Origin of the sequence: Kitasatospora sp. NPDC001309, assembly GCF_042896295.1 — a bacterium.
Taxonomy (GTDB): domain Bacteria; phylum Actinomycetota; class Actinomycetes; order Streptomycetales; family Streptomycetaceae; genus Kitasatospora.
The window spans coordinates 105,067-128,455 of sequence record NZ_JBIAXC010000002.1 but is presented as its reverse complement, the minus strand read 5'-3'; the positions used below and the strand labels follow the sequence as shown (position 1 = coordinate 128,455).

17 protein-coding genes are annotated in these 23,389 nt (G+C 74.3%); 5 read left to right on the top strand and 12 right to left on the bottom strand.

Going from position 1 to position 23,389, the window contains the following annotated elements:
* Nucleotides 1-147 precede the first annotated feature (147 nt).
* Nucleotides 148-1,854 carry a DUF885 domain-containing protein gene (locus ACFY2K_RS02810; protein WP_387709322.1) on the bottom strand — a complete coding sequence of 569 codons (1,707 nt, stop codon included), beginning with the start codon at nt 1,852-1,854 and terminating at the stop codon, nt 148-150.
* Nucleotides 1,855-2,018: 164 nt separating this feature from the next.
* On the opposite strand from ACFY2K_RS02810, the gene ACFY2K_RS02805 reads away from it, so the two are divergent.
* Nucleotides 2,019-2,777, top strand: coding sequence for a TetR/AcrR family transcriptional regulator (locus tag ACFY2K_RS02805; protein ID WP_375893006.1), 759 nt, complete (start codon nt 2,019-2,021; stop codon nt 2,775-2,777).
* 42 nt (nt 2,778-2,819) lie between these two features.
* Here the strand turns inward: ACFY2K_RS02805 and ACFY2K_RS02800 are convergent, their stop codons facing one another.
* Nucleotides 2,820-3,671, bottom strand: coding sequence for a fumarylacetoacetate hydrolase family protein (locus ACFY2K_RS02800; protein WP_375893008.1), 852 nt, complete (start codon nt 3,669-3,671; stop codon nt 2,820-2,822).
* 268 nt (nt 3,672-3,939) lie between these two features.
* Between ACFY2K_RS02800 and ACFY2K_RS02795 the strand changes: the two genes are divergently transcribed.
* On the top strand, nt 3,940-4,638 hold the full coding sequence (locus tag ACFY2K_RS02795) for an MBL fold metallo-hydrolase (RefSeq protein WP_380522032.1): 699 nt from the start codon (nt 3,940-3,942) through the stop codon (nt 4,636-4,638).
* Here the strand turns inward: ACFY2K_RS02795 and ACFY2K_RS02790 are convergent.
* The 7 genes from ACFY2K_RS02790 to ACFY2K_RS02760 all read right to left on the bottom strand — a co-directional run bounded on the left by ACFY2K_RS02790 (nt 4,594) and on the right by ACFY2K_RS02760 (nt 11,505).
* Complete coding sequence (locus ACFY2K_RS02790; protein WP_380522034.1) at nt 4,594-5,802, bottom strand: serine/threonine-protein kinase; 1,209 nt, start codon at nt 5,800-5,802, stop codon at nt 4,594-4,596. The genes ACFY2K_RS02795 and ACFY2K_RS02790 overlap by 45 nt on opposite strands.
* Nucleotides 5,803-5,948: 146 nt before the next feature.
* Nucleotides 5,949-6,938: a transporter substrate-binding domain-containing protein gene (locus tag ACFY2K_RS02785; RefSeq protein WP_380522036.1), complete on the bottom strand. Its 990-nt coding sequence runs from the start codon at nt 6,936-6,938 to the stop codon at nt 5,949-5,951.
* Nucleotides 6,939-7,014: 76 nt separating this feature from the next.
* Entirely contained in the window at nt 7,015-7,767 is a 753-nt protein-coding gene (locus ACFY2K_RS02780) for an amino acid ABC transporter ATP-binding protein (protein ID WP_360233704.1), read from the bottom strand.
* Nucleotides 7,768-7,832: 65 nt separating this feature from the next.
* The gene (locus ACFY2K_RS02775) at nt 7,833-8,858 is read right to left on the bottom strand and encodes an amino acid ABC transporter permease (RefSeq protein WP_380586774.1); all 1,026 of its coding nucleotides are present in this window, start codon (nt 8,856-8,858) and stop codon (nt 7,833-7,835) included.
* Nucleotides 8,859-8,886: 28 nt separating this feature from the next.
* Entirely contained in the window at nt 8,887-9,834 is a 948-nt protein-coding gene (locus tag ACFY2K_RS02770) for an ABC transporter substrate-binding protein (protein ID WP_387709319.1), read from the bottom strand.
* 10 nt (nt 9,835-9,844) lie between these two features.
* Nucleotides 9,845-10,342, bottom strand: a complete 498-nt coding sequence (locus ACFY2K_RS02765; protein ID WP_380522042.1) for a GNAT family N-acetyltransferase — start codon at nt 10,340-10,342, stop codon at nt 9,845-9,847.
* Nucleotides 10,339-11,505 carry an LLM class flavin-dependent oxidoreductase gene (locus ACFY2K_RS02760; RefSeq protein WP_387709317.1) on the bottom strand — a complete coding sequence of 389 codons (1,167 nt, stop codon included), beginning with the start codon at nt 11,503-11,505 and terminating at the stop codon, nt 10,339-10,341. The genes ACFY2K_RS02765 and ACFY2K_RS02760 overlap by 4 nt, the downstream gene beginning before the upstream one ends.
* Before the next feature lie 695 nt (nt 11,506-12,200).
* Between ACFY2K_RS02760 and ACFY2K_RS02755 the strand changes: the two genes are divergently transcribed.
* Both ACFY2K_RS02755 and ACFY2K_RS02750 read left to right on the top strand, forming a co-directional pair.
* Complete coding sequence (locus ACFY2K_RS02755) at nt 12,201-13,166, top strand: amino acid ABC transporter permease (protein ID WP_387709315.1); 966 nt, start codon at nt 12,201-12,203, stop codon at nt 13,164-13,166.
* The gene (locus ACFY2K_RS02750; RefSeq protein ID WP_380522048.1) at nt 13,163-15,091 is read left to right on the top strand and encodes an FAD/NAD(P)-binding protein; all 1,929 of its coding nucleotides are present in this window, start codon (nt 13,163-13,165) and stop codon (nt 15,089-15,091) included. The genes ACFY2K_RS02755 and ACFY2K_RS02750 overlap by 4 nt, the downstream gene beginning before the upstream one ends.
* Before the next feature lie 36 nt (nt 15,092-15,127).
* On the opposite strand, the gene ACFY2K_RS02745 is transcribed toward ACFY2K_RS02750, so the two are convergent.
* Both ACFY2K_RS02745 and ACFY2K_RS02740 read right to left on the bottom strand, forming a co-directional pair.
* Entirely contained in the window at nt 15,128-17,029 is a 1,902-nt protein-coding gene (locus ACFY2K_RS02745) for a protein kinase (RefSeq protein WP_387709313.1), read from the bottom strand.
* 70 nt (nt 17,030-17,099) lie between these two features.
* On the bottom strand, nt 17,100-18,959 hold the full coding sequence (locus ACFY2K_RS02740; protein ID WP_387709311.1) for a protein kinase: 1,860 nt from the start codon (nt 18,957-18,959) through the stop codon (nt 17,100-17,102).
* A 150-nt stretch (nt 18,960-19,109) separates the two neighbouring features.
* Here ACFY2K_RS02740 and ACFY2K_RS02735 point away from each other — a divergent pair, with 150 nt between their 5' ends.
* Nucleotides 19,110-21,395, top strand: a complete 2,286-nt coding sequence (locus ACFY2K_RS02735; RefSeq protein ID WP_387709309.1) for an FdhF/YdeP family oxidoreductase — start codon at nt 19,110-19,112, stop codon at nt 21,393-21,395.
* A gap of 84 nt (nt 21,396-21,479) precedes the next feature.
* Here the strand turns inward: ACFY2K_RS02735 and ACFY2K_RS02730 are convergent, their stop codons facing one another.
* Nucleotides 21,480-22,988 (bottom strand): NlpC/P60 family protein, encoded by a 1,509-nt coding sequence (locus ACFY2K_RS02730; RefSeq protein WP_387709308.1) that lies wholly within the window; start codon nt 22,986-22,988, stop codon nt 21,480-21,482.
* Nucleotides 22,989-23,389: the final 401 nt, after the last annotated feature.

Genomic DNA, 23,389 nt, shown 5'->3' with positions numbered 1-23,389 from the left:
CGAATGGCAAGGAAAAACCTCACCAAATCGACCTTTGTCGGACAAAAGGACCAGGACCCCGGGACTCGCGACCGAGTCCCGGGGTCCTGGTCCCCACCACGCGCCCCGGCGCGCCGACGGCTCCGCCCAGGGCGCCGACGGCCCCGCTCAGAGCGCCGAGAGCTCCGCGACCAGGTCGTCCAGCCCCAGCGAGCCCTGCGAGAGCGCCGCCATGTGCCAGGCCTTGAGGTCGAACTCCTCGCCGCGCGCCTCGTGCGCCGCCCGCGCCGCCGCCCGGCCCCGGAGCCAGGCCCGCTCGCCCAGCTTGTAGCCGATCGCCTGGCCGGGCATGCCCAGGTAGCGGACCAGCTCGCTGTCCAGGAAGTCGGCGGACAGGCCGCAGTACCGGCCGAAGAACTCCCGCCCGTACTCGGGGCTCACCGGCTCGCCCGGCCGGTACGGGGAGTCCGCCGGGAAGTCCAGGCCGACGTGCATGCCGATGTCGACGATGACCCGCAGCGCCCGCATCATCTGGGCGTTGAGGAAGCCCAGCCGGTGGCCCGGGTCGGTGAGGTAGCCGAGCTCGTCCATCAGGCGCTCGGCGTACAGCGCCCAGCCCTCCAGGTTGGCGCTCACCCCGCCGAGGCTCACCTGGTAGCTGGAGAGCCGGTCGGCGACGTACACCCACTGCGCGAGCTGGAGGTGGTGGCCGGGGACGCCCTCGTGGTACCAGGTCGACACCAGGTCCCAGACCGGGAAGCGCTCCTCGCCGAGGACCGGCAGCCAGGTCCGGCCGGGACGGCTGAAGTCCAGGGCGGGCTGGGTGTAGTACGGCGCGGCGGCGCTGCCGGGCGGGGCGATCCGCGACTCGACCCGGGTGACCGGCTCGGCCAGGTCGAAGTGGGTGCCCTGGAGGTCCCGGATGGCCTGGTCCATCAGGCCCTGGAGGTACTCCCGGGCGGCCTCGGCGCCCTCGATCGCCGGGCCGTCCGTCTCCAGCCACTTCATCGCGGCCATCGGGCCGACGCCCGGGCGGACCTTCTCGGCCTCGGCCTCCATCTGGGCGAGCAGGTCGTGGAACTCGCTCCAGGCCCACGCGTACGCCTCGTCCAGGTCCAGGTCCGCGCCCGTCCAGTAGCGCACCCAGCGGGCGTAGCGCTCCCGTCCGGCGGTGTCCGGGGTGCCGGCGGCGGCCGGGCCGTACACGTCGCGCAGCCAGTCGCGCAGCGCGGCCAGCGCCTCGGCGGCGGCCACCGCGTGCACGGACAGCTCGGCCCGCACACTCTCCGGGGCGTCCTGGACGAACTCGCCGAACCAGCCGCCCGGGACGTCCCCGGCCAGCCACTCGCCGAACTGGCCGACCACCGTCCCGACCTGGCGCGGGCCGGACAGCAGCCCGCGCTCGATGCCCTCGGTCAGCGTCCGCCGGTACTGCTCCAGCGCCAGCGGGACGCGGGCCAGGCGGCGGCCGATCAGCTGCCACTCGGCCTCGGTGTCGGTGGCCATCAGGGTGAAGGCCTCCCGGGTGTTGTGCACCGGGGAGCCGAGGTTGCGCACCGCGCGGTAGTCCTCCCCGGCGTCGTGCACGGCGAGTTCGGCGGTCAGCCGCTCGCGCAGCAGGCGGGCGCAGCGGCGCTCGGCCTCGTCGTCGGCGGCGCCGGCCCGCTCGGCCTCGTCCAGCCGGGCCAGGGTGCGGCGGGCGAGGTCGGCGATCCGCTCGGCGCCGTCCGGGGAGAGGTCGGGCAGCCGGTCGTCCTCGGGGTTGAGGCCGAGGTAGACGGCGGTCAGCGGGTCGAGGTCGGCCAGCGCCTGGACGTAACCGTCGGCGATGCGGCGGGGAGTGTCGCCGCCGGTGGTGATCAGTTCTTCAACCATTCGGACATCATCGCGGTGCCCGGGCCGAATGCAAGCCCCCGTCATCGACCGTTGACCGGCTGGGGTCAGGGCTCTGACACAGGGTGAGCGGGCCAAACACCCGTTCGGAGAGATCCGGTACGTGACAGGTCCCGATCGGCACGACGCCCATTACGCTGACGGCCATGGAAGCCCGCCCCACCTCGGCAACCGACCCGGCCGCCCCCGGACCGCGCCCGCGCCGCTCCGGCTACCGGCGGCTGCCGGTCGAACAGCGGCGCGAGCAGCTGATCGCGGTCGCCCTGGAGCTGTTCGCCGTCCGACCGCCCGAGGAGGTCAGCCTGGACGACGTCGCCGAGGCCGCCGGCGCCTCCCGGCCGCTGGTCTACCGCTACTTCGCGGGCGGCAAGCAGCAGTTGTACGAGGCCGCGCTGCGCACCGCGGCGGACGAGCTGACCGGCCGGTTCGCCGTCCCCTCGACCGGGCGGCCGTCCGAGCAGCTGGCCGCCGCGCTGGACGGCTACTTCGCCTTCGTGGCCGAGCACGACGCGGGCTACTCGGCGCTGCTGCGCGGCGGTTCGGTGGTGGAGACGGCCCGGACCACGGCCATCGTGGACGACGTCCGGCGGGCGGCGCTCCGGCGGACCCTGCGGCACCTGGGCGTACGGGAGGCCGGGCCGCGGCTGACCCTGCTGGTGCGCTCCTGGATCGCGGTCGTCGAGGGCGCGTCGCTGAGCTGGCTGGACGAGGGGCGCGCGCTACCGGTGGAGGGACTGCGGGACTGGCTGGTGGACCAGTTCACGGCGATGGCGGCGGCGACGGCGCTGCACGATCCGCAGACGGCGGAGGTGCTGGCGGGGCTGCTCGCGCTGGAGGGGCCGCGGGCGGAACGGGCCGAGCGGCTGCGGGCGGTGCTGGGCGGAACTCCCCCGGACGGGGCCTGAGGGCCTCCCGACCCCCGTGCCAAGGGTCGGGCGGCGCACGCCCTACGCCTTGCCGAGCACCTGGCGCTGCCGGCCGAGGCCGTCGATCTCGATCTCGACGACGTCGCCCGGGGCCAGGAACGGCGTGCCCGGGTGGCCCAGGGTGACCCCGGCCGGGGTGCCGGTGACCATCACGTCGCCGGGCTCCAGCACCATGAACTGGCTCGCGTAGCGGACGAGTTCCAGCACCGGGAAGACCATCTCCGCGGTGCTGCCGTGCTGCCGCCGCTCGCCGTTGACCCAGAGCCGCAGCGTCAGGGCCTGCGGGTCGGCCACCTCGTCGGCGGTGACCAGCCAGGGCCCGAGCGGGGTGAAGGTCTCCGCCGACTTGCCCTTGTCCCACTGGCCGCCGCGCTCGAACTGGAACGCCCGCTCGGTGACGTCGTTGGCGATCGTGTAGCCGGCGATCACGGCGGCGGCCTCGGCGTGCGAGTCCAGGTAGCGGGCGGTGCGGCCGATCACGATCGCCAGCTCGGCCTCGTAGTCGGTCTTCTCACCGCCGCGCGGCACCAGCACCTCGTCGTAGGGGCCGACCACGGTGGAGCTCGGCTTGAGGAAGATCACCGGCTCGTCCGGGATCGCGGCCCCGGCCTCGGCCGCGTGGTCGCGGTAGTTGAGCCCGATGCCGACCACCTTGCCCGGCCGGGCCACCGGCGCACCCACCCGCAGGCCGGCCAGGTCCACCACCGGCAACGCGCCGGCGGCCACCTCCCGGGCCAGCTCGGCGGTGTCCAGCCCGGCCAGGAAGGCCCCGTCGAGGTCGCGGGCCCGCCCGGAGAGGTCGTACGCGGTGCCGTCCTGGCCCAGCACGACCGGGCGCTCGGCGCCCGGGGGTCCGACGCGGAGGAGCTTCATCGATCCGTCACCAGCCTTTCGTCGCAGCTCACCGGGGCGGCGCGGACACCGCTCCCGAGTCTGGCAACGAGGTATATCAACGGCCCGGGCCGGTGGACCAGACCGTCCCGATGGGCGGATTCCCATCAAATCGCACGAAGGCACGGGGGCCCGAATAGGTGGCCCGTACGGTTGACAGCCCTCCCGGTCCGGCGGATCCGCCGGACCGGGAAGCACGCCCAGGGCGAACGTCCGTGTGCCGAGGCGCCGCAGGGCGCAGGATCCGGGCATGGAGATCACCCGGGTACGCGACGAGTTGCACATGATCACCCTGGAGTTCGGCACCGCCTACCTCTGGCAGGACGACCACGGACCGACCCTGATCGACACCGGCATCGCCGGGTCGGCGGACGGCATCGAGAAGGCGATCCGCACCATCGGACCGGAGCCGACGGCCGTACGCCGGATCGTGCTCACCCACCACCACGAGGACCACACCGGCTCCGCCGCCGAACTGGCCCGCCGCTGGTCCGCCGAGGTGGTGGCGCACCGGCTGGAGGCGCCGGTGGTACGGCGCGAGCAGCCCGCGGTGCCGCCCGTGCTCAGCCCCTTCGAGCAGCAGCTGTGGGACGGGCTGCCGCCGATCCCGCCGGCCGAGCCCTGCCCGGTGCACCGCGAGGTCGAGGACGGGGACGTGCTGGACATCGGCGGCGGCGCCGTGGTCGTGCACGTGCCCGGGCACACCGACGGCAGCATCGCCCTGCACCTGCCCGGGCCCGGGGTGCTGTTCACCGGGGACCTGGTGTCCAACGTCCGGGGGCGGACCGGGCCGGGGGTGTTCCACACCGACCCGGCACTGGCCCTCGCCTCGTTCCACCGGCTCGCCGCACTGCCGGTCGAGACCGCCGTCTTCGGGCACGGCGACCCGATCGCCGCCGGTGCCTCAGCCGCGCTGCGCGCCGCCGCCGAGCAGCACCCGCAGGTCTAGCGACGGCCCCTGGCCCGGGCCGAGCCGCTCGGCCTCCCCCCGCCAGTGCGCGAGGTCGCGCCGCAGGTCGGCCCGGGCCTCCGGGGCGGTGCCGGGCTGCTCGGCCAGCGCCTCCAGCAGGGCGACGGCGGCGGCCCGGCGGCCGGCCCGGGCCAGCCAGAGGGCCAGGTCGTGGCAGGTGCGCAGGGTGCGCGGGTCGGCCGGGCCGCAGGTCCGGGCGAAGTCGGGGACGAGCTGGAGCAGCATGTCCACCGCGTCCCCGGGCCGGCCCTCGGCGCCGTGCTGCCAGGCCTGGTCGGCCCGCCGGCGCAGCTGCTCCGGGCTCGGCCCCGGCCCCCGCACCCCGGGGCGGACGGCCCGCAGCCGCTCCAGCACCTCGGCGGCGTCGGCGGGCCGGTCCGCGGGCCGCTTGGCGAGCAGCCGGGCGACCAGCTCGGCCAGCGCCGGGTCCGTGCCGCGTACCCGGGGCGGGGTCTCGTCCATGTGCTTGCGCATGTACTCGTACGGCGAGTCGGCGCGGAACGGCCGCCGGCCGGTGCTGACCTCGTACAGCATCACGCCGAAGGCGTAGAGGTCGGCCCGGCCGTCCACGGTCCCGCCGGACCAGCACTCGGGCGCCAGGTACGGGACGGTGCCGACCACGCTGCCGGTGGAGGTGAGCCCGACCGACTGGGTGAGCAGCCGGGCGATGCCGAAGTCCAGCACCTTGGCCCGGCCCCCGCCGTCCAGGATCATGACGTTCTCCGGCTTGATGTCCCGGTGGATCACCCCGCTGCGGTGCGCGACGTCGAGCGCCTCGCAGACCTGGGTCATCCAGGCCAGCGCCAGTCCGTGCTCCGGCTGTCCGTCCCTGAGCACCGCGGACAGCGGGCGGCCGCGGACCAGCTCCATCACCAGGTAGTGGACCTCCCCCTCGACACCGGCGACCCGGCCGTAGTCGTGCACCGTGACGATGTGCGGATGGGACAGGTTCCCGGCCAGCTTGGCCTCGCGGACGAACCGGCCGACGGCCTCCTGGTCGGCCGCGTGCTCGGCCAGCAGCAGCTTGACCGCGACCGGCCGGTCCAGCACGGTGTCGGTCGCCCGCCAGACCACGCCGAAGCCGCCCTTGCCCAGCCACTCCTCCAGTCGGAAGCGACCGCCGAGCACCTCACCCTTGCGCATGCCCTCCCCCAACGTGCCCCCGCCCGAACGGCGTTCGCCGCCGGAGGGGTCACCATAGCGGCGGGCGGGGACGAACGGGTGAACGACGGAGGCCCCGGTGTCACAGCTCGGTCCGGCGTGGTGTCAGGCCTTGGGCCGCCCCGCTGTCACGCCTTGGGCTTGGGCAGGCCCACCGGGTTGATCTCGGAGGTCTGGACGGCCTCGTTCTCCAGGCCCCAGCGCTTGAGCACCTGCCCGTACGTCCCGTTCCTGATCAGCTCGTTGATCGCGCTGTTGAGCGCCTTGACCAGGCCGTTGTCCTTGTGGGTGGTGGCCGCGATCTTGCCGAGGACGTCCGCGCCGCCGCCCGAGTAGGTGCCGACCACCTCGGTCTCGCCGGTCTGCACGGCGTGGAAGGCCAGGCTGGGGTTGGGGCCGGTGTAGACGTCGATCCGGCCGGAGGAGAGCGCCAGGTAGTACTCGGTGCCGGAGAAGTACTTGATGTCGATCGGCTTGAGGCCGTTGCGGACGTCCTCCTCGCTCCAGGAGATCAGCAGCTTCTCCTGGTTGGTGCCGGTGGCGACGCCGACGGACCGGCCGGCCAGGTCCTTGGCACCGGTGACCTTGATCCCGCTGCCCTTCTTGGTCTCGAAGCCGAGGACGTCCAGCCGGTAGGTGGCGAAGTCGTACTTCTCCTTGCGCTCCTCGGTGACGGTGATGTTGGACAGGCCGGCGTCGTACTTGCCGCTGTCCAGGCCGACGAAGATGTTCTCCCAGGAGACCGGGTTGAACTCGACCTTGAGGCCGAGCACGTCGCCGATGAGCGAGGCGATGTCCGGTTCGATGCCGATGATCGTCTTGTCGTCGTTGGCGTAGAAGTCCAGCGGCGGGGTGGTGCCGATCGAGTCGACGACCTTCAAGGTGCCTCTCTTCCGGATCTCCTCCGGGACCAGGGCCGCGATCGCGTCGACCTTGGCCGTCGAGACCCGGTTCTGCTGCGGCGACAGGTTCACCACGGTGCCGTTCGGCGCCGTGCTGCCCTTGGCCGGGGCGAGTTCCGCCGAGGCGCCGTTCGCGCCGCTGCCGCAGCCGGCCAGGACGAGGGCGGCGGCGAGCGAGCCGGCGGCGGTCACGAGGGCGCGACGGGGTAGGGACATGGCGGAACTCCTGCTCGGGTGAAGGGGGTTCGGGGAGAGGGGGCGGTAGCGGAGGGCGGGGTGGGCAGCGGGGGTGCTACAGCACCTTGGCCAGGAAGGCCCGGGTGCGCTCCTGCCGCGGACGGTCCAGGACCTCGGCGGGCGGGCCCTGCTCGACCACCACACCTCCGTCCATGAAGACCACGGTGTCGGCGACCTCGCGGGCGAAGCCGATCTCGTGGGTGACCACGATCATCGTGGTGCCGCTGCGGGCGAGGTCCTTGATGACGTCCAGCACCTCGCCGACCAGTTCGGGGTCGAGCGCCGAGGTCGGCTCGTCGAACAGCAGCACCTTGGGCTCCAGGGCCAGCGCCCGGGCGATCGCCACCCGCTGCTGCTGGCCGCCGGACAGCTGCCGGGGGTAGGCGGCGGCCTTGTCCGCCAGGCCGACCCGCTCCAGCAGCGCCAGCGCCGCCGCCCGGGCCTCGGCCCGCGGGCGGCCCAGGGCGGCGATCGGCGCCTCGACCAGGTTCTCCAGCACGGTCAGGTGCGGGAACAGGTTGAAGTTCTGGAACACGAAGCCGATGCCGGTGCGCTGGCGCAGCACCTCGCGCTCCTTGAGCTCGTACAGCCGGTCGCCGGAGCGCCGGTAGCCGATCAGCTCGCCGTCGATGGCGACGTGGCCGCGGTCCAGCTTCTCCAGGTGGTTGATCGCCCGCAGCAGGGTGGACTTGCCGGAGCCGGACGGGCCGAGCACCACGGTGACCGAGCCGGCCGGGACGTCCAGGTCGACACCGCGCAGCACCTCCAGCCGGCCGAAGCTCTTGTGCAGGCCGCGGACCTGGACCATCGGGGCGGCCCCGGCCGGGTCGGCGCGGTCGGCCGCAGGGGTCGGGTCGGCCTCGGTCGGCGTGGTCACGGGGTCCCTCCGGGGGTGCGGGCGTCGGTACGGGTGGGCAGGGTGCGGAGGAAGGCCCGCAGGCGGTGCAGCGGGCCGGGCGGCGGGGTGCGCCGGGAGCCGCGGGCGAAGTAGCGCTCGACGTAGTACTGGCCGACCGACAGCACCGTGGTCAGCACCACGTACCAGACGGTGGCCACCATCAGCAGCGGCACCACCCGGCCGGTCCGGCCGTAGATCACCTGGGCCTGGTAGAACAGCTCGCCGATGGCCATCACGTAGACCACCGAGGTGCCCTTGAGCAGCGAGATCACCTCGTTGGCGGCGGCCGGCAGGATGCCCCGCATGGCCTGCGGCAGCACGATCCGCCAGGCCTGCCGCCAGCGCGGGATGCCGAGCGCGGCGGCGGCCTCGCGCTGGCCGGCCTCCACCGCGATGATGCCGCCGCGGATGATCTCGGCGGCGAACGCGGCCTGGTGCAGTCCGAGGCCGAGCACCGCGGCGCCGAGCGCGCCGAGCACCCCGACCGTCTCGAACTCGCCGAAGGTCGGGCCGAACGGGATGCCGAAGCCGAACCGCTTGTAGAGGTAGGAGAGGTTGAACCAGAACACCAGCTGGACGATCAGCGGGATCGAGCGGAACACCCAGACGTACGCCCAGGCGATGGTCCGCAGCACCGCGCTGCGGGACAGCCGCATCCCGGCCACCACGGCGCCGAGCACGAAGCCCAGCACGGTGCCGTAGGCGGTGAGTTCGAGGGTGCGGCCGATCGCCTGGAGGATGGTGTCGGCGGTGAAGTAGAGGCGGAAGGTGGCCCAGTCCCAGCCGGGGTTGGTGGCCAGGCCGTGCAGGAACTGGAGCAGGACGACGAGGGCGGCCGCCCCGGCCGCCCAGCGCCACGGGTGCCGGGCGGGGACGGTCCGCAGGCCGGCCAGCTCGGCGGCGTCGAGGCCGGTCGCGGGGCCCGGACCGGTCGCGGGGTCGGGGCCGGGGGCGGCCGCGGGTCTCGGCGGGGACGGCGGTGCCGGGGTACTGGTGGTCATCGGAGGACTCCTTCGACAGGGCCTGCGGTCACGGGTGTTCGGGCGGGCTGATCTGCGACTCCTTGATCGCCGAGTCGGCGAGCCCCCACTTCCGGAGGATCCGCTCGTACGTCCCGTCCTTGATCAGCTGGTTGACCGCCGCCTGGAAGGCCGGGGTGAGCGGGGAGCCCTTCTTGAAGGCGAAGCCGACGTCCAGGCGGTGGAACTCGTTGAGGAAGCGCACCCCGGCGGCCTCCTGCGCGGCCTGGTGGCGCAGTCCGTTGATGGTGGACATCTCGACGTCCACCCGGCCCTGCTGGAGGCCGGTCAGCAGGGCACCGCCCTCGCTGAACGCCTTCACCTCGTACGGCTTCTTCCCCGCGTCGGTGCAGACGTTCTTCTTGTTGTTGAGCGTGGTCTCGAAGGTGGTGCCGGCGCCGGTGCCGATGGTCAGTCCGCAGAGCTGGGCCAGGTCGGTGACCGGCTGGACCGACGTGTTGTCCTTCTGCACCGCGAAGCCCTGGCCGTCGTCGATGTAGGTGACGAAGTCGATGGTCTTCAAGCGGGCGGTGGTGACCCCGAAGTTGCCGGTGCCGACGTCGAACTTGCCGCTGTCCAGGGCGGGCAGGATGGTCTCGAAGGCGGCGTCCTGGCGCTGCACGGTCAGGCCGAGGACCTTGGCGACGGCGTCGGTGAAGTCCACGTCGACCCCGACCGGCTTCTTGGTGGTCTGGTCGGCGTAGTAGGCGCTGGGCGGGGTGCCGAAGGACGAACCGAACTTCACCACCCCGGACCTGCGCACCTCCTCGGGCAGCAGCGCGGCGGCGGCCTCCGACCTGCCCAGGCCGGAGACGACGTCCTCGGTGGCGGTGGCGGCCGGTCCGCCCGCCCCGGCCGCGCCCGCGATCTTCGGGTCCGAGCCGCACGCGGCCAGGGCCAGGACCGGCAGCAGCGCGGTGGTCGCGAGGAGGCGGCGGCGGACGGTGGTGGTTCTCACGAGGGGCCTTTCAGTGGGACGGGACCAGCACGGGCAGGGGCTTCTCGAAGGGGAGCGGGCCGATGGTCAGGGGATCGGCCGTGACGTCGAACAGCGGGGTGTAGCCGGCCGCCAGGTAGAGGCCCTTGGCCTCGGGCTGGCGCGGGCCGGTGGTGAGGTGGATCCGCCGGTAGCCGGCGGCCGCGGCGGTCCGCTCCAGTTCGGCGAGCACCCGGCGGGCCAGGCCCCGGCGGCGGTGCGCGGAGTGGGTCCACATCCGCTTCACCTCGGCGGTCCGCTCGTCGTAGCGCTTGTACGCGCCGCCGGCCACCGGCTCGCCGTCCTCCAGCAGGAGCAGCAGCACTCCGTGCGGCTCGGCGAAGGCGTCGTCCGGGTAGCGGGTCATCTCCTGGTGGGCCTCGGGGCCGTAGCGGGTGACGTACTCGTGGGTGAGCTCGCGCAGCAGCGGTGCCACCAGCGGGTCCGCCAGGGTGACCCGGCGGAACTCCCACCCCGGAACCGGGCTCACGCCTGCACCGCGATCAGCTGGTGCCGGTCCCGCTCGGCGCGGGCCACCGCCTCGGCCTCGGCCTCCGCCCTGGCCGCGTCGCGCTTGGCGACCTCCTCGCGGACGATCGGGATCACGTACCGGCCGAAGTCGATCGCGTCGTCCAGCAGGTCGTAGCCGCGCGCGGAGAGGATGTCCACGCCGAGGTCGTAGTAGTCCAGCAGCGCCTGGGCGACCGTCTCCGGGGTGCCGACCAGCGCGTTGGAGTTGCCGGCCCCGCCGGTGGCCGCGGCGGTCGGGGTCCACAGCGCGCGGTCGTAGCGCTCGCCGGCCTCGGCGATCTCGATCAGCCGCTGCGACCCGGTGTTCTCCGGGGCCCCGCCGACCGGGCGGCGCCTGGTCACCGGCTCCCCGCTCTCCCGGCGGGCCCGGATGGCGGCCACCGTGCGGTGCGCCTTCTCCCAGGCCAGTTCCTCGGTGGGCGCGATGATCGGCCGGAACGCCACCTGGATCCGCGGCAGGTCGCTCCGCCCGGCGGCCCGGGCCGCCTCCCGCACCCGCTCGATCTGCTCGGCGGTGCGGGCCAGCGGCTCGCCCCACAGGCAGTAGATGTCGGCCTCGGCCCCGCCGGCCGCGTAGGCGGCGTCCGAGGAGCCGCCGAAGGAGACCGCCGGGCGCGGCTGCTGGACCGGGAAGACGTCGGAGACGAAGTCGTGGAAGCGGTAGTGCGGGCCCTCGTGGTCGAAGGGCTCCCGGCTGGTCCAGGCCTTCTTCACGATGCCGATGTACTCGCGGGTGCGCTCGTAGCGCTGGTCCTTGCTGAGGAAGTCGCCCTCGCGCTGCTGCTCGTGGTCGGTGCCGCCGGTGATGAAGTGGACGGTCAGCCGGCCCTCGCTGACCTGGTCGAGGGTCGCGAAGGTCTTGGCGGCGAAGGTCGGGTAGGACACGTTCGGCCGGTGGGCGAGCAGGATCTGCAGCTTGTCGAGGCGCGAGGCGAGGAAGGCCGCCGCCGCCGCGGGCTCCGGGGAGCCGGAGCCGTACGCGAAGAGCACCCGGTCCCAGCCGTGGTCCTCGTGCGCCCGGGCCAGCCGCAGGGTGTAGTCGCGGTCGAAGGCGGCGGTGGTGCGCGGGTTGGTCTCCGAACCGTCGCCGGTGGCGGCGATGCCGAGGAATTCGACGGGCATGGCGGAACCTTTCGGGTGACTGACTCCGGCGGGCTGCGGGTGGGCAGGCCGGAGGCGGCCGCGGCGGGGCGCGGCCGTCGGGCGCGGGGCGGTGGAGCGGGCATGCGGTGGCGCGGACGCGGGAGGAGGAGCGCGGGAGGAGGAGCGCAGGAGGAGGACGGACGCGAGCGGAACTGCCGGAGCGCAGAACGAGGGCGGTGGAGGCGAGGCGGCAGCGTGCGCCTGACGATCCGTCAACTAGCGCGACGGACCATGGTTCCCGGCCCGCGACGGGGCACACCGAGGGAGGTCTCCCCGAAGGGATTCAGGGCCGGACGGGCGGCCCGCTGCCGGGTCAGCCGCGACACGCCGCGGACCACACCCGACCGAAGTCGATGTGGTCGCGGGTGACCAGGGGCTGCTCGGCGTACATGGCCTCAAGTTGAGCAGTCGGCCGAGCGGTACGTCAACCGTGCATCATTGCCGCACTGTTGCGATCTCCTGTCGCTTCTCCCCCCACCCCCGGGCGGCCCCGACCGCGCCCCGGCCGGCCCCCCGATCACCCTTGACAGCCGTCGATCGCGCATGCGTACGATCGACGCGGAGTGCAGTGCGCTGCGCCGGACGCGTTGAGGGACGCGGGCCGGTGCCCGAGGGCCCGTACGTGATCACACCCGTACCTCTCCCCGCCCGCACTCCGCCCAGGAGCCGCCGCCATGGCCACCCCGCAGGACGTCCTGCCCGCCCCCGCCCCCGCACCCGCACCCGCCCTCACCGGGAGCCCGCCACCACCCCCCGAGGCCCGGATCGTCGCCCGCCGCAGGCCCGGGCAGTGGATCGCCGCGGCCGTCGCCCTGCTGCTGGCCGCGATGGCGGTCGGCTCGGTGGTCCGCAACAAGGCCTTCCAGTGGGACGTGGTCGCCGAGTGGTTCACCGCCCGGTCCGTCCTCGACGGCCTGACCCTCACCCTGTGGCTGACCGCCGTCACCCTCGCCCTCGGCTTCGTCCTCGGCACCGTCCTCGCCACCATGCGGCTGTCCACCAACCCGGTGCTGCGCACACTCAGTTGGGGCTACATCTGGATCTTCCGCTCCACCCCGCCGCTGGTGCAGCTGCTGTTCTTCTTCAACATCGGCGCGCTCTACCCGACGCTCGGCCTCGGCATCCCCTTCGGCCCCGAGTTCGTCACGGTCAAGACCGTCAACCTGATCGGCCCCACCCTGACCGCCGTCATCGGCCTCACCCTGCTGGAGAGCGCGTACGCCGCCGAGGTGATCCGCGGCGGCATCCTGTCCGTCGACCGCGGCCAGCTGGAGGCGGCCGCCGCGCTCGGGCTCGGCCGGTGGCGGGTGCTGCGCCGGATCGTGGTGCCGCAGGCGATGCGCGCGATCGTGCCGAGCGCCGGGAACATGCTGATCGGGGCGCTCAAGGGCACCAGCATCGTCAGCGTGCTGGCCGTCTCCGACCTGCTCTACTCGGTGCAACTGGTCTACCTGCAGTCCTACCAGGTCATCCCGATGCTGATGGTCGCCACCCTCTGGTACCTGGTGGTCACCACCGTGCTGTCGATCGGCCAGTACTACGTCGAACGCCACTTCGCCAGGGGCGCCAGCCGGGACGGCCTGCCGCCCACCCCGCTGCAGCGCGCCCGCGCCGCCCTCGCCCGGGTGGTCCGGGCATGACGACGACGCTCGTGATCGTCGGCGCCGGGCCGCGCGGCACCGGACTGCTGGAGCGGATCGCCGCCAACGCGGCCGAACTCCTGCCCGCCGACCGGCCGTTGGAGATCCACCTGGTCGACCCGTACCCGCCCGGCGCGGGCCGGATCTGGCGCCACGACCAGTCCCCGCTGCTGCGGATGAACTCGATGGCCGAGGACGTCACCATGTTCACCGACGAGCGCTCCACCGTCGAGGGCCCGGTCCGCCCCGGCCCCTCACTGGCCGAATGGGCCCTACGGCAACGGGAGTTCGCGCCCTACCGGGAGGTCGCCGACCCGGCCGTACGGGCCGAGCTGAGCGCCCTGGCGCCCACCGACTTCCCCACCCGGCGCGCCCAGAGCGCCTACCTGGACTGGGTGTTCCGCCGCGCCGTCGCCGACCTGCCGGCCCACGTCACGGTCACCGTCCACCGGGCCACCGTCCGGCGGATCGACGGACCGGCCGACGGCCCGCAGACCGTCCACCTGGACGGCACCACCCTCACCGCCGACCACGTCACCCTCACCCTCGGCCACCTCGACTCCGCCCCGCACCCCCGGTACGCCGAGGACGCCGCCTTCGCCGCCCGGCACGGCCGCTTCCACCTGCCACCCGCCTACTCCGCCGACGTCGAGGCCGAGTTGGCCCGGATCGCCCCCGGCGAGCAGGTGGCGCTGCGCGGCTTCGGCCTGGCCTCCGTCGACCTGGTCGCGATGCTCACCGAGGGGCGCGGCGGCCGCTTCGAACCCACCGGGGACGGGCCCGCCCTGCGCTACCTCCCGTCCGGCCGCGAACCGGTGCTGCACCTGGGCTCCCGGCGCGGCGTGCCCTACCACTCCAAGACCGACTACCGGCTCCAGGGGCCGCCCGCCCCGCTCCCCCGGTACTTCGACGCGGCCGCCGTGGACGCCCTGCTCGCCACCGGCCGACCGCTGCGGCTGCGCCGTGACGTCTGGCCGTCGATGGCCAAGGAGGTCGGCTTCGGGCACTACCACGAGCTGTTCCACGCCCACCCGGAGCGCACCGCGCTGCCCTGGACCGCCTTCCTCGCCCGGTACGACCGGCACGACTGGTACTCCCCCGAACTGGCCGCACTCGTCGCCGAGGCCGTCCCCGACCCGGCCGACCGGATCGACTTCGAACGGCTCGACCACCCGCTGGCCGGGCTCGAACTCGGCTCCGCCGAGGAGCTCCAGACCCACCTGCGCGCCTACGTCACCGCCGACGCCGACCGCCGCGCCGACCCGGCCCACAGCGCCGACCTGGGCGCCTTCCTTGCCCTGCTGTCGCTGTTCGGCCAGCTCCCCCGGATCCTCGCCTCCGGCCGGCTCACCGCCCGCTCGGTCGCCGAGGACGTCGACGAGTGGTTCTTCGGCTACTTCAGCTTCCTCGCCTCCGGCCCGCCCGGCTTCCGGCTGCGCCAGCTGCTCGCGCTCTCCGAGGCCGGGGTGGTGCACTTCCTCGGCGCGGGCGTGCGGATCGAGCGGGACGAGGCCACCGGCACCTGGCGGGCCTCCGGCGCCACCGTGCCCGGCCACACCGTCACCGCCACCGCACTGGTCGAGGCGTACCTGCCCAAGCACGCGCTGGCCCGCACCCTCGACCCGGTGCTGGACTCGCTGCACCGCACCGGGCGGGTCGCGGAGGAGGTGGTGAGCGACGCGGAGCACACCCACCGCTCCGGGCTGGTCACCATCGACCCCGCCGACAGCCGGCTGATCGACCCGGCCCTGGACGGCGCCCCGCACCCGCGCCGCACCGCGCTCGGCCCGCACACCAGCCTCCGGGCGGCCGCCGCCTTCGCCCGGCCCCGCACCAACGCCCCGGGCTTCCGCCAGAACGACGCCGCCGCCCGGGCCCTGCTCCGCGCCCTGGCCGCACTCCCGGCGGCGGCCCTGGTGGGGTGAGACCCGGGGGGGTCAGGGGTTCAGGGGTTCAGGGGTTCAGGGGCCGAGGATCTCCGCCACCAGGTCCTCGTCCGTGACGAAGGGCGGCGCGGCGATCACCCGTTCCCCGGCACCCTTGACGCCCGTCCCGCGCTCCAGCTCGCGGACCAGCTCCGGGACGGGCTCCTGGCCGGCCTTCCGGATCCACCCGACCAGCCCCAGCACCCGGTCGCGGTCGATCCGCGCCCGCCAGGCCCGGGCGAGCCGGTTCGGCCCACGGTGGGACCGGGCCCGCTGCCGGTACTCCGCCAGGTCCAGCCGGGCCTGGGTGCACCGCCGGTCGGTCGGGCCGAAGGCCTCGACCAGCTGGGGCAGCAGCTCCTCCAGCCGGGCCACCGCGCCCGCGAAGTCGCCCCGCCCGGCCTGGCAGGCCGCGAGGTCGGCCCCGGCCTGGAGGACGAGCGGACCGCGCGGGCCCTGGGCCGACCTCAGTGCGGGCAGCAGCGCGGTCAGCAGCCGGATCGCGGTGACCGGGCGGCCGCTCTCCCGGACCAGTGCGGTCAGCGCGTACCGCGCGTCCAGGGTGACGGGATCGATCGGCCCGGACGCCGAGGTCAAGTCCTCGATCAGGCCCTCCAGTTGCCGGACCCCATCGGCCGGGCGGCCGGACCGGCCCAGGTACCACGCGAGGTCCCGCCGGGCGGCGACCACCTCCGGATCGGCCCCGCCGAGCGCCCGTACGGCGGCCTCCACCACCGGTCGCAGCTGGTGCGCGGCCAGCGCGGGACGCTCGTCCCGCACCGCCCGTACGACCCGCTCCAGCCGGGCCCGGACGACCGCCGCGTCCTGGACCGGCACGGGCGGTTCGACGGGGCGCCCGATCTGCCGGGGCGCCGGGTACAGCAGCGCGGGCCGCCCCACCGGCCGGAGCCTCGGCTCCCGGGCCGGAGCACGCCGCCGGACGGGCGCGGACCGCTTCACCGGCGCCGCTCTCGGGGCGGCCGGCTCCGGGGCGGCCGACTCCAGGACAGTCGGGTCCGGGACCGTCGGTTCCGGGGCAGTCGCTTCCGGGGCAGCCGACTCAGCCCCGACCCGGTCGACCGGTGTCGCCGTCGGCGGCAGCTCCCGGCCCTCCGCCAGGTCCGCGAAGCACCGGGCGACCGTCCGGGCGTCGGCCGGCCGCTCCGCCGGGTCCTTCGCCAGCAACCGGCCCAACAGCTCGGGAAGCCCGAGCGGCAGACCGTACTTCACCGGATCCACCGCCGGGGGCGGCTCGTTGAGGTGCTGGTACATCAGCACCGGCGTCGAGTCCCCGGTGAACAGCCGCTTCCCGGTGAAGAGTTCGACCAGGACGCAGCCCAGCGCGTAGAGGTCCGCCCGCCCGTCCACCCGGCCGCCGGTCCACCGCTCCGGCGCCATGTACGGCGGGCTGCCGATCACCGTTCCGACGGTGGTCAACCCGCTCGCCCCGACGTCCAGTTGGGCGATGCCGAAGTCCAGCACCTTGGGCAGGCCGTCCTCGGTGATCATCACGTTGTCCGGCTTGATGTCCCGGTGGACCATCCCCGCGTCGTGCGCGGCCGCCAGCGCCTCGCAGATCTGCCGGGCCCAGCGCAGGCCCACCTGCGGATCCGGCCGGCCCTCCCGGATCACCTGGGTCAGGGTGCGGCCGGTGAGCAGCTCCATCACCAGGTAGGTGACCTGCTGCTCGTCGGCCTCGCCGTGGCCGAGGTCGTGCACCGTGACGATGTGCGGGTGCGACAGGTTGCCCGCCGCCGAGGCCTCCCGGGCGAACCGCAGCGCGGCCTTCGCCTGGTCGCCGTCGTCGTGCCGGATGACCTTGACCGCCACCGGCCGCCCGACCCGGGTGTCCTGAGCCCGCCAGACCACCCCGAACCCGCCCTGGCCGAGCTTCTCCTGGAGCTCGTACCGGTCGTCGAGGACGTCACCGACCCGCACCTGCCCTCCCCCCATCGGCTGTGTACCCACCGACTCTAGCGAGCGGCCCGGGCAGCGCCCCGCCCCGCCCTCAGGGGCCGAAGATCTCCTCCACCACGTCCTCGTCCGAGACGTGGTCCGGCGCCTCGAACACCAGGTCGGCGACGCCCTTGAGGCCGATGCCCCGCTCCAGCGCGCCGACGCAGGCGGCCGCCTCCTCGTCGGTGCCGAAGTCCCACACCCGCAGCCGCCGGACCAGCACCAGGGCCTCGATCGGGCTCATCCGCGGCGCCCGGCGGCGGTGGCCGCCGCCCTTGCGGCCGGTCTGCGCCAGCCGCTGCTGGTAGCCGGCCAGGTCCTGCCAGGCCTGGACGGTGCTCGGGTGGTGGTCGCCCAGGGCCCGGGCCAGTTCGGGCAGCAGCCCGTGCAAGTGCACCACCGCGCCCTGGAGGTCGCCCCGGTTGGCCTGGTGGACGGCGAGGTCGTGCCGGGCCTTGAGGACCCGGCCGTCCTGCGGGCCCCAGACCGCGGCCAGGTCGGGCAGCAGTTCGCGCAGCAGCCGGACCGCGGTGACCGCCGAACCGCTCTCGCCGATGCACCAGGCAAGGTGGTAGCGGGCTCCGAGGGTGTCCGGGTCGGTCGGGCCGAGCGCGGAGCGCATGTCGGCCACCACGCTGGAGAGCAGCCGGATCGCGCCGTCCAGGTCCCCGGTCCGGCTGAGGTACCAGGTGAAGTCCCGCCAGGCGCCCAGAGTGTCCCGGTCGGCCGCGCCGAGCGCGGTGACGCTCTCCTGGGCGACCGCCTGCAGCAGGATCGCCGACTCGCCCGCCGTCGCGGCCCGGTACGCGGCCGCCCGGCGCTCGCGCAGCCCGGCCCGGACGGCGTCCTCGGACGCGGGGGCCGCGACCACCGGCGGGGTGGTCAGCGGGGACAGTACGGAGGGCGCCGCGGGAATCGCGGGAGCCGCGGGCGGCACCGCAGGCGGCGAAGGCACCGAAGGCACGGGCCGCGCCGGCGGTACGACCGGCGGCACCGCAGGCGGCGCGGGCGGAGCAGCGGGCACAGCAGGGGCGACGGGCACGGCAGGGGAAACGGGCGCAGCAGGGGCGACGGGCGCAGCAGGCGTGGCCAGCTCGGCGAGCCGCCGCTCGACCGTCCGGGCGTCGGCCGGCCGCTCCGCCGGCTCCTTCGCCAGCAGCTCCGCGACCAGCCCGGCCACCTGCGGCGGCAGCCCGAACCGGGCCGGGTCGAGGGCCGGGGGTGGCTCGTTGAGGTGCTGGTACATCAGCACCGGCGTCGAGTCCCCGCCGAACGGCCGTGCCCCGGTGAAGAGTTCGACCAGGACGCAGCCCAGCGCGTAGAGGTCCGCCCGCCCGTCCACCCGGCCGCCGGTCCACCGCTCCGGCGCCATGTAGGCGGGGCTGCCGACGATCGTGCCGGTGGTGGTCAGCCCGCCGGCGCCGGTGTCCAGCTGGGCGATGCCGAAGTCCAGCACCTTGAGGTGCCCGGCGTCGGTGATCATCACGTTGTCCGGCTTGATGTCCCGGTGCACCATGCCCGCGTCGTGCGCGGCCGCCAGGGCCCCGCAGATCTCCCGCCCCCAACGCAGGCTGAGCGCGGGCTCGGGCGGTCCGGCCCGGAGCACCTCGGTCAGGGTGCGGCCGGTGAGCAGCTCCATCACCAGGAAGGTGACCTGCTGGTCGCCGAGTTCACTCTGCCCCAGGTCGTGCACGGTGACGATGTGCGGGTGCGAGAGGTTCCCGGCCGCGCAGGCCTCCCGGACGAAGCGCAGTGCGGCCTTCGCCCGGTCGCCGCCGTGGTGCCCGATGACCTTGACCGCCACCGGCCGCCGCATCCGGGTGTCCTGGGCCCGCCAGACCACTCCGAACCCGCCCTGGCCGAGCTTCTCCTGCAGCTCGTACCGGCCGTCCAGAACGTCCCCGACTCGCACGCGCCCTCCCCCTCCCGTGGTGACGCCCAGACTCTACCGACGGCCCTCCCCACCCGACGGCCCTCCCCACCCGACGGCCCAGGTGGAAGGATGGGGAGGAGCCCCGCGACGGTGCGACGGCTCCACCCGTACAGCCCGAGGAGCGCAGTCATGGCCAAGCAGGCCCCGCAGAGCGACCCGGTGCAGGACGCCCCCGAGGTGTCCGCGCCCCAGCACGCGGCCGCCGGCCTGCCCGCCGTCGGTCACAGCCTGCGGATGGCCGCCGAGCAGATGGGCGCCCGGCGCACCCTCGCCACCCTGCGCAAGATCAACCAGCCGGACGGCTTCGACTGCCCCGGCTGCGCCTGGCCGGAGCCGGGGAAGACGCACACCGCCGAGTTCTGCGAGAACGGCGCCAAGGCCGTCGCCGAGGAGGCCACCGAGCGCCGGATCCGGGCCGAGTTCTTCGCCGCCCACCCGGTCGCCGACCTGGCCGACCGCTCCGGCTACTGGCTGGGCCAGCAGGGCCGGCTCACCGAGCCGATGCTGCTGGACGAGGGCGCCACCCACTACACCCCGGTCTCCTGGGACGACGCCTTCGCGCTGATCGCCGAGGAGCTGCGCGCCCTGGACACCCCGGACGGCGCCGCCTTCTACACCTCCGGCCGCACCAGCAACGAGGCCGCCTTCGCGTACCAGCTGTTCGCCCGCCGGCTCGGCACCAACAACCTGCCGGACTGCTCCAACATGTGCCACGAGTCGTCCGGTTCGGCGCTCACCGAGACGCTCGGCGTCGGCAAGGGCAGCGTCAGCCTCAAGGACCTCTACCAGGCCGACCTGATCATCGTGGCCGGCCAGAACCCGGGCACCAACCACCCCCGGATGCTCTCCGCGCTGGAGCGCGCCAAGCGGGCCGGCGCCACCGTGGTGAGCGTCAACCCGCTGCCGGAGGCGGGCCTGGAGCGGTTCAAGAACCCGCAGAACGCCCGCGGCCTGGTCGGCCACGGCACCAAGCTGACCGACCTCTTCCTGCAGATCCGCCTCGGCGGCGACCTGGCGCTGTTCCGCGCGCTCAACCGGATGATCCTGGAGGCGGACGGCGTCGACCGCGCCTTCGTCGCCGAACACTGCCACGGTTTCGAGGAGTTCGAGGAGCAGGCCGGGAAGACGGACCGCGACGAGGTGCTCGCGGCGACCGGTCTGCCCTGGGAGCAGATCGAGGAGCTCGGCCGGCTGGTGCTGGCCTCGAAGAAGATCATCGTCTGCTGGGCGATGGGCCTCACCCAGCACAAGCACGCGGTGCCGACCATCCGCGAGGTGGTCAACTTCCTGCTGCTGCGCGGCAACGTGGGCCGCCCGGGCGCCGGGGTCTGCCCGGTGCGCGGGCACAGCAACGTCCAGGGCGACCGCACCATGGGCATCTTCGAGCGGCCCGCCAAGGCCTTCCTCGACGCGCTGGAGAACGAGTTCGGCTTCGAGCCGCCGCGCGCGCACGGCCTCGACTCGGTGGACACCATCCGCGCGATGCGCGACGGCAAGGTCAAGGTGTTCTTCGCGATGGGCGGCAACTTCGTCGCCGCGACCCCGGACACCGAGGTCACCGAGGCCGCGATGCGCCGCTGCCGGCTGACCGTCCACGTCTCCACCAAGCTCAACCGCTCGCACGTGGTGACCGGCGCCCGCGCCCTGATCCTGCCCACCCTGGGCCGCACCGACCGGGACGTCACCGCCGCCGGCGCCCAGTTCGTCAGCGTCGAGGACTCGATGGGCCAGGTCCACTCCTCGCGCGGCGGACTGCGCCCGCCCGCGCCGGGACTGCTCTCCGAGACGGCGATCGTCTGCCGCCTCGCCCGCGCCGTCCTCGGCCCGCGGGACACCCTGCCGTGGGAGGACTTCGCGACCGACTACGACACCCTGCGCGCCCGGATCGCCCGTGTGGTGCCGGGCTTCGAGGACTTCAACGAGAAGGTCCGCCGCCCCGGCGGCTTCACCCTCCCGCACGGCCCCCGGGACACCCGCACCTTCCCCACCGCCACCGGGAAGGCCAACTTCACGGTCAACCCGCTGACCGCCCCCGAGGTCCCGCCGGGCCGGCTGCTGCTGCAGACCCTGCGCTCGCACGACCAGTACAACACCACGATCTACGGCCTGGACGACCGCTACCGCGGGATCAAGGGCGGCCGCCGCGTCGTCCTGGTCAACCCGGCGGACGCCGCCGAACTCGACCTCGCCGAGGGCCGGTACGTCGACCTGGTCAGCGAGTGGACGGACGGCACCGAACGCCGCGCCCCGCACTTCCGGGTCGTCCACTACCCCGTCGCCCGCGGCGGCGCGGCGGCCTACTACCCCGAGACCAACGTGCTGGTGCCGCTCGACTCCACGGCCGACATCAGCAACACCCCGACCTCCAAGGCCGTGGTGATCCGCTTCGAGCCCGACACCGGCGCGGCCGGGTAGGGCCCTTCCCCCGGCCCGGCACGGGAGAGGCCGCCCGGCGTCCTGGGACGCGGGGCGGCCTCCTCCGTGCCGGGCCGTGCGCGGTCAGTGCAGCAGGCCGCCCAGCGGCAGCGTCGCGCTGGGGCTGCCCGGCGCGGGGGCGCTCGCCGAGCCGGTGCCGCTCGGGCTGCCGGTGCCGGAGGGAGTCCCGGTGCCGGTCGGGGTGCCCGTCGGGGTCGGGGTGGGCTTGTCGCTCGGCGTCTGGGTCGGCGTGCCCGTCGGCGTCTGGGTCGGGGTGCCGGTGGGCGTCCCGGTCGGCGTGCCCGGGTCGGTCGGCGTCTGGCTCGGGGTGCCGGTGCCGGACGGCGTTCCGGTCGGCGTGCCGGTGCCGCCCGGGGTGGGCGTGGCCGGGGTGCCGCCGGGGGCCGGCGGGGCCGGGGTCTGGTTGGCCGGGCTCGGCGCGATCGGGGTGACGGTGTCCCAGCCCTTCGGCAGGTCCGGCACCTTCCAGGCGCCGCCGGCGTCGTCGGACGCGCCGTCCGGGTCGGGGCGGACGGCGCCGAGGATCGCCATCGAGCCGACCGGCGAGACCTTGATGAACGCACCCGGCCGCGGCGCCTGGACGACGAGTCCGCCGCCGATGTACATCGCGACGTGCGAGGCGTCCTGGAAGTAGACCACCAGGTCGCCGGGCCGCAGCTGGTTCAGCGGGACGTGCGGCAGCTGCGCCCACTGCTCCTGGCTGGTGCGCGGGATCGGCTTGCCGGCGTGCAGCCAGGCCTGCGAGGTGAGGCCGGAGCAGTCGTAGGAGTCCGGGCCGGTGCCGCCCCACAGGTACGGCTTGCCGAGCTGGGCGAGCGCGAAGGCGACGGCGCCGCGGCCGGCCAGCGAGGGGGTGCGTTCGCCCTTGCCGAGGGCCCCGGAGGCGAGGAAGGCGAGCTGGGCCTCGTCGGCCTTGGCCTTCTCCAGCTGTTCGAGTTCGGTGCGCTGGGCGCCGGTGAGCGAGGAGACCAGCTGTTCGACCGAGGCGAGGTCGGCCGTGACCTTGGCCTTGGCGGCGTCCTGCTGGACGACCAGCGCCTGCGAGGTCTTGAGGGCTTCCTCGGTCTGCTTCTTCAAGCCGTCGAGCGCGTCCCGGTCGGCCTTCAGCTTGTCCAGGAACTCCGACTGCGAGCGGCTGGCCGCGGCGAGCAGTTCGGCGATGGTGACGGCCTCGTACGGGTCCTTGGAGAGCAGCAGCTCGGCGTAGGCGGAGGAGGCGCCGTTGCGGTACTGGGCGGCGGCGAGCTGGGAGGCGATGTCCGTCCCGGCGTCGACCTGCTTCTGCTGCTTGTCGAGCTTGCCCTGGAGGTCGGTGAGCGTGGTCTGCTGCTCGGTGACCTTGGCGACCGCGCCGTTGTACTGCTCGGTGGCGGCCTCGGCGCTCTGGTAGAGCCCGTGCAGCTGGTCGAGCAGCGGGCCGAGGGTGGCCTTGGCCGCGGCGAGCGGGTCGGCTCCGGGGGCGACGGCGATGCCGGCGCCCGGGTCGGGTGCGGCGTACGCGGCCTGGGCGGCGACCGGCAGCGCGAGGGCGGCGGCCGCGAGGACGGCTCCGCACCTCAGGGCGGCCCGCACCCAGGGGCGCACTCCTGACGTCTCCGTGCGCTGTGCAGCCCCGCCCATGGGTGGTCCTCCCCGCCCTTGCCCTGCCCTGCCCCGGTGGCGCCGTCCGCGGGCTCCCCGGGGACGATCCCGCAGATCCTCCCACGGGTTACTCGCCGGAAACAGGGCGCACGCGGACCAGGAGGTTAATTCTCGATTGATCCGTCGATCCGCACGGCCGTTGTGAGACAGGTCTCAGCAAACGGGGGCGAAACAGGACGTTCTCCGCTAATGTCCAGCTCAGCGCGGCCCAGGTCATCCCTCCGAAAGCTCCCGGACACCGGCGGGCCACCAGCGGAACCACGATTCCCGGCTCAGTTCACCTTCCGTTTACCCAACAGACCTACGGTCGCGACGTCATCAACGTCCGTGCG